The sequence below is a fragment of the Streptomyces sp. KL116D genome (assembly GCF_030766975.1).
Taxonomy (GTDB): domain Bacteria; phylum Actinomycetota; class Actinomycetes; order Streptomycetales; family Streptomycetaceae; genus Streptomyces; species Streptomyces longispororuber_A.
In genome coordinates this window covers 276,879-292,224 of the sequence record NZ_JASERH010000057.1, presented here as the reverse complement: position 1 = coordinate 292,224, position 15,346 = coordinate 276,879, and the positions used below count along the sequence as shown (strand labels likewise).

Below are 15,346 nucleotides of genomic sequence, written 5' to 3'. Positions count from 1 at the left end.
GCGTACGGCCCGAGAGGTCTACTCGGGGGCGGCCGTGGCCCGTTGGTGCCGGCGGACGCGCCGCGTCATGACGACACCGGGGACGCCGAGGGCCAGGAGGACCGGGACGGCGGCGGCGATCCCGAACCAGAGGAAGAGGGCGAGATAGCCGGACGCGGCGTTCTCGGTGTCCGCGTCCGCGTGCACGAGGAGGACGACGCTGGTCACGAGGGCGACCGCCATGAGGCACGCGACGACGATCGCGAGCGCCAGCAGAACGCGGGCCCACCGCCGATAGCCGGTGCTGACCTCCGGGACCGGTGGCGGTGGGTACCAGCCGGGCGGTGCGGGCATCGGCACCGGGCGGCGGGGCGGCCATTGATCGGACATGAGGCCCAGTTCTACTGGGCCCGGCCCCGGAACACCACCCGCGCTCCCGGGCGGGAGCCCGCCGGTCACCCCTTCGTCCTGTCCCACGACCCGCTGTTGAAGCTGCGCAGCAGGGCGATCAGCGCGGCGCCGAGCCGCCAGTCCACGCCGGGCGCGTGCAGGTGCAGCTTGTCGCCGCGGGACCTGAACTCCAGCGGGACCTGTCCGTGCGCACGCCACCTGATGCGCCGCGGGGCGCGTGCGAAGCCGCCCTCGTTGCCCGGAACGCTGTCGAAGACGGAGAACACGAGGACCAGCACCATGAAGGGCAGCGCCAGCCACCACAACCACCACCACACGATCCGGCCCTTGAGGCCCACCGCGTCGGGACCGCCGCACTGACTGACGGTCCAGCGGGTGCGCAGCCGCCGGCCGCGCAGCGCCTTCTCGCGGACGACCGTGCCGATCAGCTCCCCTTGCGGGCCCAGTACGTGGAACGTCGCGACGCCGCCCGTCGCCGACCGGGTCACCACGGTCGCCACCCGCTCCCGGCGGCGGTCGTCGGACCAGAGCGCGAAGGTGCGGACTCCGCTGCCCCGGGCCGCGAGATAGGCGGGGACGCCACCCGGCGGCAGGTCCCGCTCCACGTACACGGCCGAAGGCGCCGGTCCCGAGGTGTCGGCGAAGCTGACCATGGCCGCCACCCTCTCGGGCCCGCGGTCGTCCGCTCTCTTCATGCTCTTCGGGCCGTTGTACATGGTCAGTACGTTGCTCATCCAGGGGGCTCCTCGGCGCACGGGCGGGTGGGCGCAAGTCTCGCCCACCCGACCGCTTTCAGACAGTCCCACCCGACGGCCGGGCGATCAGACGCTCGCTCAACTCCCACAGCCGGCGGGCGGAACCGGGGTCGATGGAGTGGGGTGCGACGTCGGCCGGAACCGTGCCCGCCTCCGGAGCGGTGAGGTCGATGGGCCGGGTGTCGTCGTCCAGCGGTGAGACGTCGCTGTTGTTGAGGTAGACGCCGCCGATGCCGTCGAGTCGGGGACTGCGGCCGCGAACAGATGGTCGCCGCGCGCTGCTCGGGCGTCTCTCTGCCCGCGCTCGGGGCGATGAGACCGGCTCGCCGGAGGCGTCGATGAGCGCCCATGGCCCGCTGGGCGTCCTCACCCACCGACTTGTTGAAGGCGGTGGCGCACGACGCCCGGTGCGCGTAGGCGCGATCCCGTCGGCGGCCCAGCGCCGGTCCAGCTCGACGGTGAACAGGACGTTGGCGGTCTTGGACTGCGGGTAGGCGAGGCCGGAGTCGTGGCGGCCGGTGGTGAAGTGCGGGTCGTCCCAGAGGATGTCGGACATGCGCTGGGCGCCGGAGCTGGTGGTGACGACCCTGGCTCCGCCGGCGGCGCGCAGCGCCGCGTGAAGGCCGAGTCAGCCGAAGTGGCCGAGGTGGCTCACCGCGAACTGTGCCTCGTGGCCGCGCGTGCGTCGTGGACGAGGGCGGCGGAGCCGGGGAAGCCCGCGTTGTTGACGAGGACGTGCAGCGGGTGGCCGGATTCCAGGTACCCGGCGACGAAGGCGTCGATCGACTCCGGGTCGAGCAGGTCGAGGCGGCGGACCTCGACGCCCGCGAGCCCGGCGACGCCCGCGCGGCACGGTCGGTGTCGCGGGCGCGACGGTGACCGAGGCGCCGGCGCCGGACAGGGCGCGGGTGGCGACGAGGCCGAGCGGAGTGGCCCCCGGTGACGATCACGTTCTTGCCGGTGAGGTCGATGCCCGCCATGACGTCGGCGGCCGTCGATGACGGGTGAGATCCGGAGCCGATGGCGCTGCTTGTGTGCGGTGATGAGCGTCATGTCTTCGGCGCGCGCCACCTCGCGACGGGACTCTGAGTGCTTGTAGATCCGGGTCTCTTCGCGAGCGTACGGATATGGAGAGAGACCAGCTGTCCCACGGTGTTCGACCTCATCGAGGTCCGCGGAGTGCTGTCCGGTGGATTCGCCGCGCAAGCGCGACCGTGGGTCGCGCGCGGGACCTGGGGACCACGTTCAAGTTCTTCGCGCTGGTGAGCGGTCGTGCGCGGCTGACCACAGCGGACTGGCCTCGGCGCGCCGATCGAGCTGGAGCCCGGCGACGTCGCCGTCCTGAACAGCCGGTCGTGGCTGGCACTCGAACGCGCGTGCACCGGCACCGGCGGCACCGGCACCGACGGCGGCGGTGCCGCGGCGCGAGATCCAGCCCGAGGAGGACGCCCCTCGATCGACCTCGCGGGAGTCTGACCTCGACACCGACGACGTCACTGGTCTGGCGGCCGGGTCTGTACCTGGATCCGGCGGGCCGGATGCTGCTGGCGCAGGCGCTCGGTCGGCTCGCCATCCGGGGTCGGTCCGGGAGGCGGCCGCATGCAGGGCTTCTCTCACCGTCCACCGGCTGCCCGGCGCAGGTCGGCGGTGGCCGGATCGGCGCCGAGTTCGCGATCCGCCAGCACGTCCAGCTCCTGGTCCTGGAGATGGTCCGCGCCTACGTCGACCAGGCGGAACTGCGGGCTGTGCTGCGGGTGCTGACCGACGAACGGCTGCGGCCGGCCGTCGGCGCATGCACGCCGACCCCGCGAGGGCTCTGGCACCCGGATCGAACTGGCCCGCGCCGCGTGCCATGTCGCACGTCGTTCGCCGAACGGTTCCGGGAGCCGTGGCGGGCGTCCCGCCGCTGACCTACCTCACGCGCTGGCGGATGCTGGTCGCGCAGCAGACCCTGCGCGACCAGGACGTGTCCGTCGAGAGCCCTGGCGTCCAGGCTCGGCTACACCTCGAGAGCGCCTTCAGCACCGCGTTCAAACGCCAGGTCGGCCAGTCGCCCCTGCGCTACCGGCAGGGCGGCGGCTGCGTGCGGGTGCGGCGTAGGAGGACGCCGTTCCCAGGAGGGTGCCGGTCCTGCCTCGGCCGACGCCCTCCGGCGGCCACGACGGGCAGGGGTTACGAGACGAAGCCCCGGGTCACGTGCGTGCCCGTGCCGGCGTTCTCCGCCTGGTAGTTGGACGTGCCGACACAGTCGCTGTACTCGTAGTTGGCCCTGGAGGTGCCGCTCAGACCGCCCGCGTCCGTCGGGAGGTCGGGCCGCCGAACACGGCGTCGGACCTGGGCATCTGCGCGCAGCTCGGGATCCCGGCGTAGCACCCGGCGAAGCCGCCCTGCGAGCCCTGAGCTTTCCGCTGCCCGAGGCAGCCGCCAGTGAGCCCAGGTGCACCGAGCGGACGCGCGCGACCGAGACCCGCGCCGTCCCCTTCCAGGTGTCGGTCCCGGACCGTTCGACTTGATGACGCACCGAGACGCAGACCGCGGCGAAGTCGACGCGCAGGTCACGCCGGGGCCGCCGTCGGCGCCCGCGTGGCAGAGCGACGACGTGACGCGCCGTCGGTGCACGTGGAGAACGGGCCGAGAGCCGCTCGCGACCGCCGCTGTTCTCCGGGGCTGGAGGCCGGTGTAGCGAAGGCGCCCGCGAAGTCTGGAACTGCTGGGCGACGTAGATCCCGCTCTGGTGGGCCGTCGCGGGGTTCACGGTGATGGGGAAGGTGATGTTGCTCATCCCGCCGGACGGCCGCCCGGGATCGACCAGCTGATGGAGACGTTGCCGCCGCCCACGGACGCGGACGCGGCCTGGGGGTGAGCGCGAGCGAGACCTGCGGTCGCGCCGACGGTGGCCCAGCGGCGCAGAGCCGATCTGACGTGGTGTGACATGTGCCGTCCACTCTCTCGACTCGTGTGGGCCAGGGCATCAGAGCTCGCGGGCGCACCGCACCCGAAGGGCGCGGCGGCCGCGAGGACGCACTGTGTCCGGAGAAGGAGGCACGTGTGTCGTGGGGAGCCTCGGCCCACCCACCCGGTCCGTGCCGCCGTTCACCTGAGGACGCGCCGTGGCAGTCCCTCAGGCTGCTTCCACACCGCTGTGCTCTGCGTACCAGGTGGCTCCATGGACGAGAGGCGCGCAAGGCGACTTGGACTCTTCTCACCGCACCGGCACCGGCACCGGCGGACGTCACACGACGCGACCGCGACGCACCACGGCGTCAGGAAACGGATGAGCCCTGCGTGTTGTGCTGCGTGGCCGCCGGTTGCGTACGTCCGGTCTGTCGTCGGTCGCCCGGCTTGAGGACCGCGGCCGGCCGTGGTGGGACGCCAACTCGCGGACCGGCGGACCCAGTCGGCGCGTCGCGGGTGTCGTGGAGGCAGGCGCGCGCCGCCAGGTGGCGACCCGCGTCCAGTGCTGATCTCGACGCGAGGCGACGAGTGCCGCGCCGGACCAGGAGCGACCGCGAGGCGGTGGCTGGTGATGGGCGGGCAGGCTCGCGCTCCACAGCGGAGTTCTGAAGGCACGACTTGATCGATCTGCCGGGACGGCGGGGCGCTGCCCTCGGGCGGTACGCGCCGCCGAACGGCCGGGCGGGAATAGTCGAGTGTTCCAGGGCGAGAACAGGGGCTCGGTGGAGACCTCGATGTCACCGACCCACTTGATCGAGGCGATGCCGATCCAGGCCGGCACGATCAGCCGCACCGCTCCGTGATCGGGCGGCAGGGGTTCGCCGTTCATCTCGTACGCGAGGATCACGTCGTCGAGCGCCTTCGCGACGGGCAGCGGGCGTCGCACCCTGCCCCAGGTTCATCCCGTCCGCGGTGACGTAGTCGGCGTCGAGACCGCGCGGCAGCACGTCCACCGCGTCGCGCCGCAGCCCCGCCAGACGCAGCACGTCGGCCAGACGCGCGCCGCGCCACCGGGCCGACCCGATGGCACCGCGTCCAGGCCGTACCGGAGACGCTCTGCCCCTGCTGGCTGGTGAAGTAGCTGCGCCCGTTGCTCCGCGCACTCGACGACGCAGGACCGGGTCACGGCAGGCAGCCGCTTGAGATCGCCGAGGAGAATTCCGCCCACCTCAAGCTTCCGTTCCCACACCTTCAACGCCCAGTCCGCAGCGCTGACTTGAGGGCTGGAGGTGCGATTCCGATCGAAGATAGTGCGAGACGGGGGTGTGGTGCCCGGTCTCCGCGAGGGCCGCGAAGTTCGTCTCCGCGTTCGTGCCCCGCGCCGTGAACCACGCCTCGGGCAGCGGCTTCACGATCCCGGCCGCGGCCGTGGCCGCCGACGCACTCCCGCGCGGCCGCCACCGGCAGCCCGGTCGCCAGCCCAGCGGCGGCGAGCAGCCGCATCACGTCCCGCCGAGCCACCCCATCGGCACGGGCCCGCCCACTCAACCACTGCCGCAGCCGCCGCCGATCGTAGGCCGCCTCGTCAACCACCGCTTCACGTACGTCCGTAGAGATCGTCACGCGGCGAGTGTAGGAAGCCCCACCCTGAGGCCCAGGCCAACTCCGGTACCGCAATGCGGTGTTCACAACATGGGGTGCGGCGCGGGACGTAGCTCGGTTGCCGAGACGAACGTCAGGAACCGTCCGAGTGATACGCGAAGGGCTCCGTCGGGGCAGCGCAAGCACTCGAAGAGGTAGATGCCGCCCATGTCGCCGAGCATCAGTCCCGGTGCGCACTGGATCCGTGAGCGCTCCTCGTAGGGCAGGTCCCAGATGGTGCCCGTGGCGGGGGTGTCCTCGACGGGGAGCCAGGTGCGCCAGCTCTCGCCGTCGAACTCGGCGGAGTTGATGGTGGCGCAGGTGGTCCATGCGCCGGGCGCAGCTCGGAGCACGTGGGCCAGATACGGGTCCTGGGTCCAGGTCGGGTAGCCGCCGACCTTGATGCCCTCCGACACAGAGAGAGGTGCGACCAGTAGGACCAGCCGGTCTCCTCCTCCAGCTCGTCGAACCTGTCCTCCAGCGCTTCCGCGACGTCGTCGAGGGCAGGTCCCAGTTCGGATAGTCGGTGACCCGTTCCGATGCAGGACGCAGGGGAGTTCGGGAGGTAGTCGTCGTGGGTGAGTCGGTCGGGCGGGGCGGGGCCGCCGCCTCGACGTCGATCAGGGAACTGTCCCGCCAGAAGACCTCGGGGCGCGGCACGTAGCCGTGCTCGTGGTCGAACGGACACCACAACACCTGCAGCACGATCCGTTCCGGCAGACGGCAGCTCGGCACGTCGGCGGCGAAGAGCTGGAGGACCGGGACCAGGGGGATCGGCTCTGGTCCCGACGGGAGAGCGCCGTGCGCGGGTGGTCGTCGTCGCAGTGCGGCCACGGCTGCGGACTCGGCCACAGCAGCGGTCCACCGAGTGAGCTCTCCGTATGCCGGGGTCACCGGCGCGCGGATGCAGTCGGACGGCGTCCCGACGGTGAACGCTCACCTCGGGAACAGCGCCTCGACGTCGAGAGGCGTGACGGAGTGGTGCGAGCCATGTGGAGTGCTCCTCGTGGAGGCGGGTGGTAGGGGCGCGGTACGTCTGAAGCTCCGTCACGTCCCTTCCGAGCTTCAGGCGTACGCCACCTCAGTCAGTTCAGTGAGTTCAGTCAGTTCAGCGAGTTCGGTCGAGTGCTCGCAGAGCGAGAACTCCCGCTCGTAGAGCTGCTCGTTGTGCTCGGCGACGAAGAACTTGCGTTCCCGCATGAGCTCCTCGCGGTAGCTCTCGGCCTGGTCGAGCGTCATGGTCGAGCGTGTCGGCCCAGGGCTGCTGCGGGGGCACGTCGGAGGTCGAGACGATCGTCTCCGACGGGTCGACCAGGAAGAACGCGAGGATCTTGCGGTGTCCCGGGCGTGCGGGGTCCGCGAGACGGAACGGGCTGACGCGGTGCTGGAGGACGTTCGGGAACGCCAGGCAGCGGCCGGCGGGCGTCGAGGCGGATCCCAGCGTCTGGTTCAGGGCGTCCTCGTTCTCCAGGCCGTAGACCTCACGCATGCCGTCGTCGTCGTTCTGCTCTGTACTCCGGGTCGTCGAGCGCGGTACAGGGAAGCTCAGCCGGCTCTCGGTGATGTTCTCGCTGTCCCAGTAGTAGATGCCGGTCGAGACGATCCGCTCGTTCAGCATGCCCTCGACGTGCCAGGAACCGCCCGGGTACTCGGGCCGTTCCGGGGTGAGGTGGATCGTGGCGAGTTTGGCGATGACCTGGGGACGGCGGCCGCGCAGATCGATGCGGGCGGAGTCATCGGGCAGCTCGGGCGCGATGAAGGCGGGGGCGTCCGGAACGACGGGGTGGCGGTTCTCCCGCCAGGCGTCGTAGGCCGTCGCCCACGCCTGGACGGCCTCCTCGTGGGCCGCGTCGTCACCGTCGGGCGTCTTGCGCGGGTAGGCCCTGGCTCCGAGTCGTACCAGCCGTAGGGATCGGTCTCGATCCGCAGGGGCCGCGGGTGGCGCAGATCGGTGAGGACGTTCTCCCAGAGGGGAAGCATGCGCGCGAACAGCTCGGGCAGGACGGCGTTCAGGGCGCGGTGCCGCTCGGGTGGACGTTGTTGACGTACGAGCGGAAGGCGACGTCGCCGTCGGCACTGACGTCGACGTCCGTGGAAGCCACTGGAACTTCTCCGAGAACTCGTACTTCGAGTAGCGGTCCGTCGGATTCCGCCAGGCCCGCTCGGGCGCCGTGCTCACCCCGTTCACGAGGCAGAAGAGGGATGGGTGCACCAGGTCCAGCACCTGGCCGTCCGACCCGGGGTGCCAGTCCTTCTCCGCGTCGGGCACCTCTTCCAGCACCCGGACGGCCTCTCGCAGCCGGGAGCGCAACTCCTCGTCGACCACCGTGTCCGACTGCCACACCCCGTCCACGGCGGACACCTCGATGCCGGTCCGGCCGTCCCGCAGCGCGGCGTAGTGCGCGAGTTCGGCGAGGACGTAACGCACCTGGCCTCAGTAAGACCCTGGTCGATCGCTTCCTCGCGTCCACCGGGCGACGATGCCGGCGTCGTCCTTCTTGTCGAACCAGTCGGGCTTCGCACGGATGTGGGCGCTGCACTGCGTCATCTCGCAGTTCCCGCAGCGTCCGGGGCGTCGCGAGCGATATGGAGCGGGAGGCGTGAAGAGGGCAGCGGGAAAGCAGACAGGCCGGTCAACTCGCGTGGTCCCCACAGTCGGGCGTGTGATCGACCGGAAGACTACTGGAGCACGACACGCCGTCCGTACCGGCCGTGCAGAGGCACAGGAACACCGGGCGCAGCAGCAGCGCGCGTGCCGTCGGCCGTGTGCGGGCCCGACGAAAACGGCGGGCCGTCCGGCCGCCCACCGGGCAGGATGCGCCCTGTGCACCATGTCCACCACGTCCTGTGCGGTCTCGCCGGCAACACCGCCCTGCCGGCCGAGTTCGTCGACCGGCTGATCGCCGTCGCGGACGAAGACGTCGCCGCGAACCTCGCCCGCCGCCCCGACCTCAGCCACGCGCAGGCGGTCGCGCTGGCGGCACGCAGCGAGGAAAGCGCGGTGCAACTCGCCCACTTGGGCCGACTGACGGCCGCCGACATCGACCCCGCGACACAGCCGGACGCCGCCCTCGCCCTGCTCGACGAAGGCGCGGGCGACCCGGAGTGGGCGAGGCTCCTCGTCACCGATCAGAGCGTCGAGCGCCGGGAGAAACTGGCAGCCTGCCCCGGACTCCCGGTCGACGTCGTCGACACGCTCGGCGCGGATCCTGACGTACGGGTCGTCGCCGAGCTCGCGCTGTGGACCACCCCGGACCGGGCCGCGGGCCTCGCCCGGCACCCCACGCCGAGGTCCGCCGCGCGCTCGCCGCCAACGAGGCGACGCCTCCGGCGCCGTACTGGCGATGCTGATCACGGGCGACGGACTGCCGCCCGCACAGCGGTGCCTGGTCTGCGACCGCGAGGAGACACCGTTCGTCCACGACCGGAACTGCCCGCGGCTCGACTGCGACTTGCTACCGGGCGCCTCCTGCGACGGCTCCCACGAGTCCACCCTGCACGACCTCCGGCAGGCCGCACTGCGCAACCCGGCCACGCCCACCGCAGCCGTCGTCGGCTTCGCCGATGACCCCTCCGCCCTGCTGCGCTGGGCGCTCGCCGCGCGCACCGACCTGCCCTCACCGGTGTACGCGCGACTCGCCGTGGATCCCACGCCCGGCGTCCGGGCCGACCTCGCCGAGAACCGCCGTCGACGACACCCTGATCCGCGTCTGGCCGGCGACCGTGACTCCGAGGTACGGCGGGACGCTCGCGCACCACCCACACGTACCGCTCGAGCGTCCTCACCGACCTGACCCGCACCACCAGGACCGGTCCCACTCTGCTGCCGCGGATCGCCACCGCATCCTCCACCGAGGTCGAGGAGTTGGCGCGGTCACCGCATCCCGCCCTGCGGATGCTCCTGGCCCAACGGCGCGACCTGCCGCCCGGGATCCGCGACGCGCTCGCCGCCGACCCGGACGCGAAGGTGGTCACGTCCGTCGCCGCGCACCCGCCTGGCCGAAGCGCAGTTGCGGGCGATGGTCGACCGGCACGGGGTCCGTGTCGTCGCCGGGGTGGCGGCCAACCCGGACGCGCCTCCCGCACTGCTGGAGGATCTCGCCCGTCACGATCCCCGGTACGGAAGGCGCTCCGGGCGGTCGCCCGGCATCCCGACGCCACGAGCACGGCGCTGCGTGAGTGCCTGTCCGACGAACAGGCGCGCCCCTGGCCGCCGGCCACCCGGCCCTGGCGCCGCAGCTCATCGAGGAGTTGCTGACGGACGCCGACCGGCAGGTGGTGGAAGCCGCGGCCGCGAACCCGTCACTGCCGCGTGCCGTTATGGCGGGCCTGTCGTCCCGGCGGTAGCCCCGGCCGTGGTCATTCTGTCGCCCGAGCCAGCCACGACCGGCTCGCCCTGCTCATGCGGGCCGCGAGCGGACGAGGCCGATCATGGCGTGGTAGAGCGCCGGGCGCGGCGGAGCCTCCGGCAGCGGGGTGACGGGCGTGTCCGGAGGTGGCGTAGGCACGCAGCATCTGTGCCACGAGGCGACGCGAGGCGGTCGCGGCGGTGGGATGCTGGTGCCGGCCGCTCCGACGACGCCCGCGTTGGCCAGCAGCAGGACGGTCAGGTCGCGGTCGCTGAAGTCCTCGCGCAGGCAACCGGCCTGCTAGGGCGCGGAGATGAGACAGCGCGCCGCGGGCGCCGCGGCGCGTCGGGTCTCCACGGCTCCGGCAGGGGAACGTCATCGTCAGGACCTCGACGAAGGTCGGGTCCGCGGCCTGCAGGGCGCAGACGCACCGGACGTAGTCGGCGAAACCCTGCCAGGGGTCCGGATCGTCGAACAGGCCGTCACCAGGCGGTGATGGGCCTCCACGCGGTCCGTGAACACGGCGTCGATGAGACGTTCCCTGGTGCCGAAGCGACGGAACAGGGTCGCGTTGCCGAGCGCCTGCCTCGCGGGCGACGGCGGTCATGGAGACGCCGAGTCCCTCGCGGGAGACGAGACGGCGGCGGGCCGCCGCCACGATGCGTTCGCGATTGCGCTCGGCGTCGGTCCGCAGCGGCGAGCACACCTTCTCGCTCACTTGCTGAGCCAGAGGTCGGGGCCAGACACACCTCGTAGTGGATGGACCTGGGGCTCAGCCGTGGGCGAGCAGGTCGCCGCGGACGGCCTTCATGAAGGCCAGCGGCCCGCACAGGAACGCCGTGGTGTCGGGCGAGGGAGAGAGGCGGGCGACGTCGGCCCAGCCCTCGTTGACGTGGTCCGCGGCGGCGTCGGGGTGGTCGGTGTCCTGCGTACCAGACGTGCAGCGAGGCACGGGGAGCCGGCCGACCAGCTCGACGAGTTCCAGGCGGTGGGCGTGATCGGCGGGAGCGGTCCGCGTGGACGACGGTCACCGGCCGGTGGGGCGAGGTGGTGGCCAGGTGGTCCAGCATGGCCAGCATGGGGGTGAGGCCGATGCCCGCCGAGGCGAGCGGCAGCGGGCCGTCGCCCTCGGGGAGCAGGAGGTCGCCGAAGGGGAGGGAGACCTGGAGGGTGTCACCGGCCCTGGCGTGGGCGTGCAGCCGGGAGGACACCTCGCCCTCGGGCACCTGGCCGTCGGCGGAGTACTCCCGCTTGACGGTGATGCGCCAGGTCTTGAGGCCGGGGGCCGAGGCGAGGCTGTACTGCCGTATCTGGTGCGCTCCGTCGGGCAGTTCGACCCGTACGCTGACGTACTGGCCGGGACGAACGGCCCGGTCGGCGACCCGTCGGCGCGGCGCAGGACGAGGACACCGTGTCAGGGGTCTCGTCGTGAGCGTTCGGCGACCTCCATCGTCCGCCAGACGTCACCGTCACTCGACCTGGGCCTGCGCGTACAGCCTGGCCTCCATGGCGATGAGGAGCGTTGGCCATCAGCCAGTAGACCTCGTCCCAGGCGGAGGCCACCGCCGGGGTCACCGCGTCGCCGAGGACCTCGGCGACCGCGCCGAGGAGGTGGCGGGCGACCAGCGTGTACTGGTCGGAGGTGATGCCGAGGGAGGCGTGCTTGTTCGCGATGCGGCGAGCACCGCGTCGGGGCGCTCGTCGGGGTGCTCCACGAGCGCGGTCGCGAAGGCGGCGACGGCGCCGGCGAGCGCCTCCTTCTGCGCGCCGCTGGCCTGGTTCGCCCGGTTGAACAAGTCGCGGAGCAGCTCAGGGCCGTTCCTCGAACATGCGGCGGTAGAACAGCTCGGTGATGGTGCGAGGTTGGCTCCACGGCGGGGAGGGTGGTGCGGACGATCTGTGCGGACCGTTCGGACAGCATGCCGACTCCAAACTGGTAACTGAGATGCGTATTTGGCGGTGCGAGTCACCGCCGGTGCATCATCCGTGCTCGCAGTGATTGACCGGACAGCGGCTCACGTTGTGACAACCACGACGCACCTTGTGACGGCTACGACGGCGGCTGCGACGGCGGTTGCGAGGATGGCTGCGACGACGGCTAAGAGGACGGCTAGGAGGACGGCTGCTGACGGCGGGACGCCGTGCTCCTGGAGGAAACCCAGCACCGCGGCGCTGAACAGGGCGGGCCGCTCGACGTCGTCCGAGGTGCCCGGTGTCCTTCAGGACCGACAACGCGGCGGCGGGCATCGACTCGACCGAGGAGGCGGGCCCAGCGGGGACCGCAGATGAAGTCGTCCTCCGGCCAGGACCAGGGTGGAACGGTGACGCGGGACAACTCCGCCCGCACGTCGAACGGAGCGCCCTCGCGGTGCCGCAGGACATCCGCAGCGTCCGGCGGGCGGGGCCGAACTCCCTTCTCGACCCCAGTAGTCGAAGACGTAGGCCGGCATGATCTGCCGCAGGACGGCGGTGGCGCCGTCGTCGTCGAGAGGGCCGAGTGGGGTGGTGAGGGCGGCGGTGTAACCGGCCACCTCAGGATGGGCCTCGACGTTCCGCGCCACGAACCGCTCCATGGCGGCGACCGCCGCCGACCAGAACTGCGCCGTCCGCCACGGGGGAGGTGTCGTACAGGACGAGGAGGCGAGGCGGTCCGGGTGGTCGAGCGCGTACTGCTGGGCGACGAAACCGCCGTGGGAGTGCCCGAGCGAAAGATGCACGCGCGGCTGTCCGAGGTGGTCGACGACGTGGTGCAGGAGCCGGGCGTACGTGGCCACGGTGTAGTCACGGGCGTCCGGCAGCCGCCCGGAACGGCCCGTGCCGACCGGCTCGACGTAGACCATGGTCAGGCGCTTCTCCAGCTCGGGCGTCCGGAGGTACTCCCAGCCGATTCCCGGTCCGCCCGAGTGCGCCACGCACACGGGGCCCGAACCGGCGACGTGGTACCGCTGTTCGACGCGGGCGGTGCCGTGGGGGACGGTGAGCGCATGGTGCCGGGAGACGGCGGTGCTGACGGATGAGGATGAGGTGCTTCACGCCGTCCGATGATCCGTGCGCGACGGCCCGGCTTCAAGCTGAATGTGCCACCGTTGATGACACTGTTACCGATCAGAATCACTTCTCGGAGCAGACAGTGTGTCAATGGCGTACGGACGTGGGGTAGGGTGAATTCAGTGTTTCCGACGCCGAGGCGTACTCCACCTGGAAGGCGTCGGACACATCGGTCGCACCCGCTCCACCGAACCGGGCGGGTGCTGTGGTCCCCGGACGCTCGATCCCCCGCGAACCGGCGTCCGGGGCCACGACTCGTCCTTTGCTGCGGCCCGTCGGTCAGTGACCGCCGGCACGGTAGAGGCCCCGGCCGGTGCGCTGGACCCGGGAAGCGCCGACGAGACGGTCGAGCGTGCTGCGGATGGCGTTGATGCTTCCGCTGTCGTGCGGCGCGGCCCAGTGCGGTCGCCACGTCGCGGGCGCGTACGTCGGTGTCACCGGACTGCGCGAGGTAGGCGAGGATCTGTTCGGTCAACTGGCCGTACGTGCGGTCCGTGTCCGTGTCGGTGTTTCTCTTCGCGCGGGAGGCGTTCTTCGAGCGGGAAGTCCGCTTGCCGGCCTTCGTGACGCGCCTGGTCGGCCGCGGGGCGGCGGGTTCCGCGGCGGGCGCCGGGTCCGCTGCGTCTACCGCGTCCTGCGCGCCCAGCTGAATCCGCCGGGCCCGACATCACGCTTTCCAGGGCGTGCACGGCCCGGCGTACGGTGTCGAGATGGGCGGCGACGGCGGCGAGTTCCTCTCCAGCGCCCGTTTCTGCAGCTCCAGCGCGGTCGAGATCCCCCTGAGACCTTCAGCGGTGCTCCCGATGGTGCGGGCCGAGCGGGCCGAGCGTGCAGTGCGCGATGCCGAAACCATGTCTCCCTCTCATCCCACTCGCACGTGCCGCGGGCAAAGGACGTGTCCACCGATTGTTGCCACTGTCATGGCAAAGCGCAACGGTTGCGTGCGTCCCGGCGAGTCCACCGCCACCCGCTCCGGGGACGGGCCGACGAAACACGATGTGACAAGATGTGTTCCCTCTTTCGCCCGCGAGGCGCAGTCGCCTCTTGAAGAAGGAATCGCTCATGCCTGCCATCCTCATCCACGGCGTTCCTGACAGCCATCACGTATGGGACGGCGTGCGACAGCACCTGACCAGGACCGACGTGGAAGCCTGGGACCTGCCCGGCTTCGGCGCCCCGCGTCCGAACGGTTTCGGCTCCTCCAAGGAGGAGTACGTCGACTGGCTGATCCGACGACTGGAACGGGTGCGGCGAGCCGGTGGACCTGGTCGGCCACGACTGGGGCTGCATCCTCACCCTCCGCGTCGCCTCCTGCGCCCCGACCTGGTCCGCACCTGGGCCGGCGGCAACGGGCCGGTCGACTCCGCATACGTGTGGCACCCGTTGGCCAAGATCTGGCAGGACCAGGTCGAGGGCGACCGCTTCATGCGCGAACTGCGTCCCGAGCCGTTCGCCCAGGACCTGGCGGCCGGCTTCGACGTGCCCATCCGGCTGGCCAAGAGATGGCGAGCCGCGTGGACGAGCCGATGAAGGACTCCGATCCTCAAGCTGTGCCGCTCCGCGGTCACCATGGGAGCGGAGTGGGAACCGGGACTGAAGGCGTGCCGGCGCCCTGCCTGGTCTTCTGGGGAGCGCTTGACCCCGCGTGCAGATCGAGTTCGGACGCAAGCTCGGTGCTTCCCTGCACGCCTCCTCGGTGGTCGAGATGGACTGCAACCACTGGCCGGTGCTCCAGCGTCCCGCGGAGGTCGCCGAGTTGCTGGAAGGCCACTGGAGCGCGCACGCCGCCGACTGACGACCACAGGGACGGTCCCGCATCCGGTGACGGTGACGGTGATCGAGGACCGTCGAGGGACCGTCGAGGGACCGTCGAGGACCGGGGATCGGCACACGTCCGATCCCCCGGCCCCGCGCGCGTCCCTCACCCTTGATCGAACACTGGCCGAAATACCACTGTGTTGACCGAGTGACCCGTCTGATACGTTCAACACGAAACAGTGTGCACTGCCGGGGCCTCGTCGCTCCGGAGACCGCACAACTCCTCCGGCGCAGGCCCTCATGGGCGCATCACCGCCCTGCCGCGCCTCGTGACGAAGACATCATTCGGCTCGTTCAACAGTGGGACTGACATGACAGACAGATCGCCTACTCAGGCATCTCGCCGCAAACACGCCTGCGCCGCAGGCCGGTCGCGCTCGCGGCGCGGCGGCCCTGGTGGTGGCGGGCGCGATAGCCGTCCCGGCGGTGGCCCGCGACGCAGGACGATCC

At 71.4% G+C, this 15,346-nt stretch carries 15 protein-coding genes and 1 pseudogene; 4 read left to right on the top strand and 12 right to left on the bottom strand.

Annotated elements, in window-relative coordinates; genetic code table 11:
* Window positions 1-18: 18 nt before the first annotated feature.
* From RBJ77_RS23535 to RBJ77_RS23520, 4 genes are all read right to left on the bottom strand, one after another.
* Window positions 19-369: a hypothetical protein gene (locus RBJ77_RS23535; RefSeq protein WP_372346821.1), complete on the bottom strand. Its 351-nt coding sequence runs from the start codon at window positions 367-369 to the stop codon at window positions 19-21.
* 65 nt (window positions 370-434) lie between these two features.
* Window positions 435-1,124 carry a hypothetical protein gene (locus RBJ77_RS23530; protein WP_372346820.1) on the bottom strand — a complete coding sequence of 230 codons (690 nt, stop codon included), beginning with the start codon at window positions 1,122-1,124 and terminating at the stop codon, window positions 435-437.
* Between the two features lie 58 nt (window positions 1,125-1,182).
* Window positions 1,183-1,701 (bottom strand): hypothetical protein, encoded by a 519-nt coding sequence (locus RBJ77_RS23525; RefSeq protein ID WP_372346819.1) that lies wholly within the window; start codon window positions 1,699-1,701, stop codon window positions 1,183-1,185.
* Between the two features lie 95 nt (window positions 1,702-1,796).
* Entirely contained in the window at window positions 1,797-2,216 is a 420-nt protein-coding gene (locus RBJ77_RS23520; protein WP_372346818.1) for a hypothetical protein, read from the bottom strand.
* Between the two features lie 467 nt (window positions 2,217-2,683).
* On the opposite strand from RBJ77_RS23520, the gene RBJ77_RS23515 reads away from it, so the two are divergent.
* Entirely contained in the window at window positions 2,684-3,055 is a 372-nt protein-coding gene (locus tag RBJ77_RS23515; protein WP_372346817.1) for a hypothetical protein, read from the top strand.
* A gap of 262 nt (window positions 3,056-3,317) precedes the next feature.
* Here RBJ77_RS23515 and RBJ77_RS23510 read toward each other — a convergent pair whose 3' ends face one another.
* From RBJ77_RS23510 to RBJ77_RS23485, 6 genes are all read right to left on the bottom strand, one after another.
* A complete protein-coding gene (locus RBJ77_RS23510) occupies window positions 3,318-3,518 on the bottom strand; it encodes a hypothetical protein (protein WP_372346816.1) in 201 nt (66 codons plus the stop codon).
* Window positions 3,519-3,923: 405 nt separating this feature from the next.
* Window positions 3,924-4,079, bottom strand: a complete 156-nt coding sequence (locus RBJ77_RS23505) for a hypothetical protein (RefSeq protein ID WP_372346815.1) — start codon at window positions 4,077-4,079, stop codon at window positions 3,924-3,926.
* Window positions 4,080-4,377: 298 nt separating this feature from the next.
* On the bottom strand, window positions 4,378-4,929 hold the full coding sequence (locus tag RBJ77_RS23500) for a molybdopterin-dependent oxidoreductase (protein ID WP_372346814.1): 552 nt from the start codon (window positions 4,927-4,929) through the stop codon (window positions 4,378-4,380).
* Complete coding sequence (locus RBJ77_RS23495; RefSeq protein WP_372346813.1) at window positions 4,838-5,203, bottom strand: molybdopterin-dependent oxidoreductase; 366 nt, start codon at window positions 5,201-5,203, stop codon at window positions 4,838-4,840. The genes RBJ77_RS23500 and RBJ77_RS23495 overlap by 92 nt, the downstream gene beginning before the upstream one ends.
* A gap of 522 nt (window positions 5,204-5,725) precedes the next feature.
* Window positions 5,726-6,097 (bottom strand): hypothetical protein, encoded by a 372-nt coding sequence (locus tag RBJ77_RS23490; RefSeq protein WP_372346812.1) that lies wholly within the window; start codon window positions 6,095-6,097, stop codon window positions 5,726-5,728.
* Between the two features lie 692 nt (window positions 6,098-6,789).
* Complete coding sequence (locus RBJ77_RS23485) at window positions 6,790-8,109, bottom strand: DUF4246 domain-containing protein (RefSeq protein WP_372346811.1); 1,320 nt, start codon at window positions 8,107-8,109, stop codon at window positions 6,790-6,792.
* Between the two features lie 916 nt (window positions 8,110-9,025).
* Here RBJ77_RS23485 and RBJ77_RS23480 point away from each other — a divergent pair.
* Window positions 9,026-9,475, top strand: coding sequence for a hypothetical protein (locus RBJ77_RS23480; protein WP_372346810.1), 450 nt, complete (start codon window positions 9,026-9,028; stop codon window positions 9,473-9,475).
* 1,269 nt (window positions 9,476-10,744) lie between these two features.
* Here RBJ77_RS23480 and RBJ77_RS23475 read toward each other — a convergent pair.
* Window positions 10,745-11,951 (bottom strand): annotated as a pseudogene (locus tag RBJ77_RS23475) (globin domain-containing protein).
* A 298-nt stretch (window positions 11,952-12,249) separates the two neighbouring features.
* The gene (locus tag RBJ77_RS23470) at window positions 12,250-12,942 is read right to left on the bottom strand and encodes an alpha/beta fold hydrolase (RefSeq protein ID WP_372346809.1); all 693 of its coding nucleotides are present in this window, start codon (window positions 12,940-12,942) and stop codon (window positions 12,250-12,252) included.
* A gap of 1,198 nt (window positions 12,943-14,140) precedes the next feature.
* Between RBJ77_RS23470 and RBJ77_RS23465 the strand changes: the two genes are divergently transcribed.
* Window positions 14,141-14,608, top strand: a complete 468-nt coding sequence (locus tag RBJ77_RS23465) for an alpha/beta fold hydrolase (protein WP_372346808.1) — start codon at window positions 14,141-14,143, stop codon at window positions 14,606-14,608.
* A 115-nt stretch (window positions 14,609-14,723) separates the two neighbouring features.
* Entirely contained in the window at window positions 14,724-14,873 is a 150-nt protein-coding gene (locus RBJ77_RS23460; RefSeq protein ID WP_372346390.1) for a hypothetical protein, read from the top strand.
* Window positions 14,874-15,346: the final 473 nt, after the last annotated feature.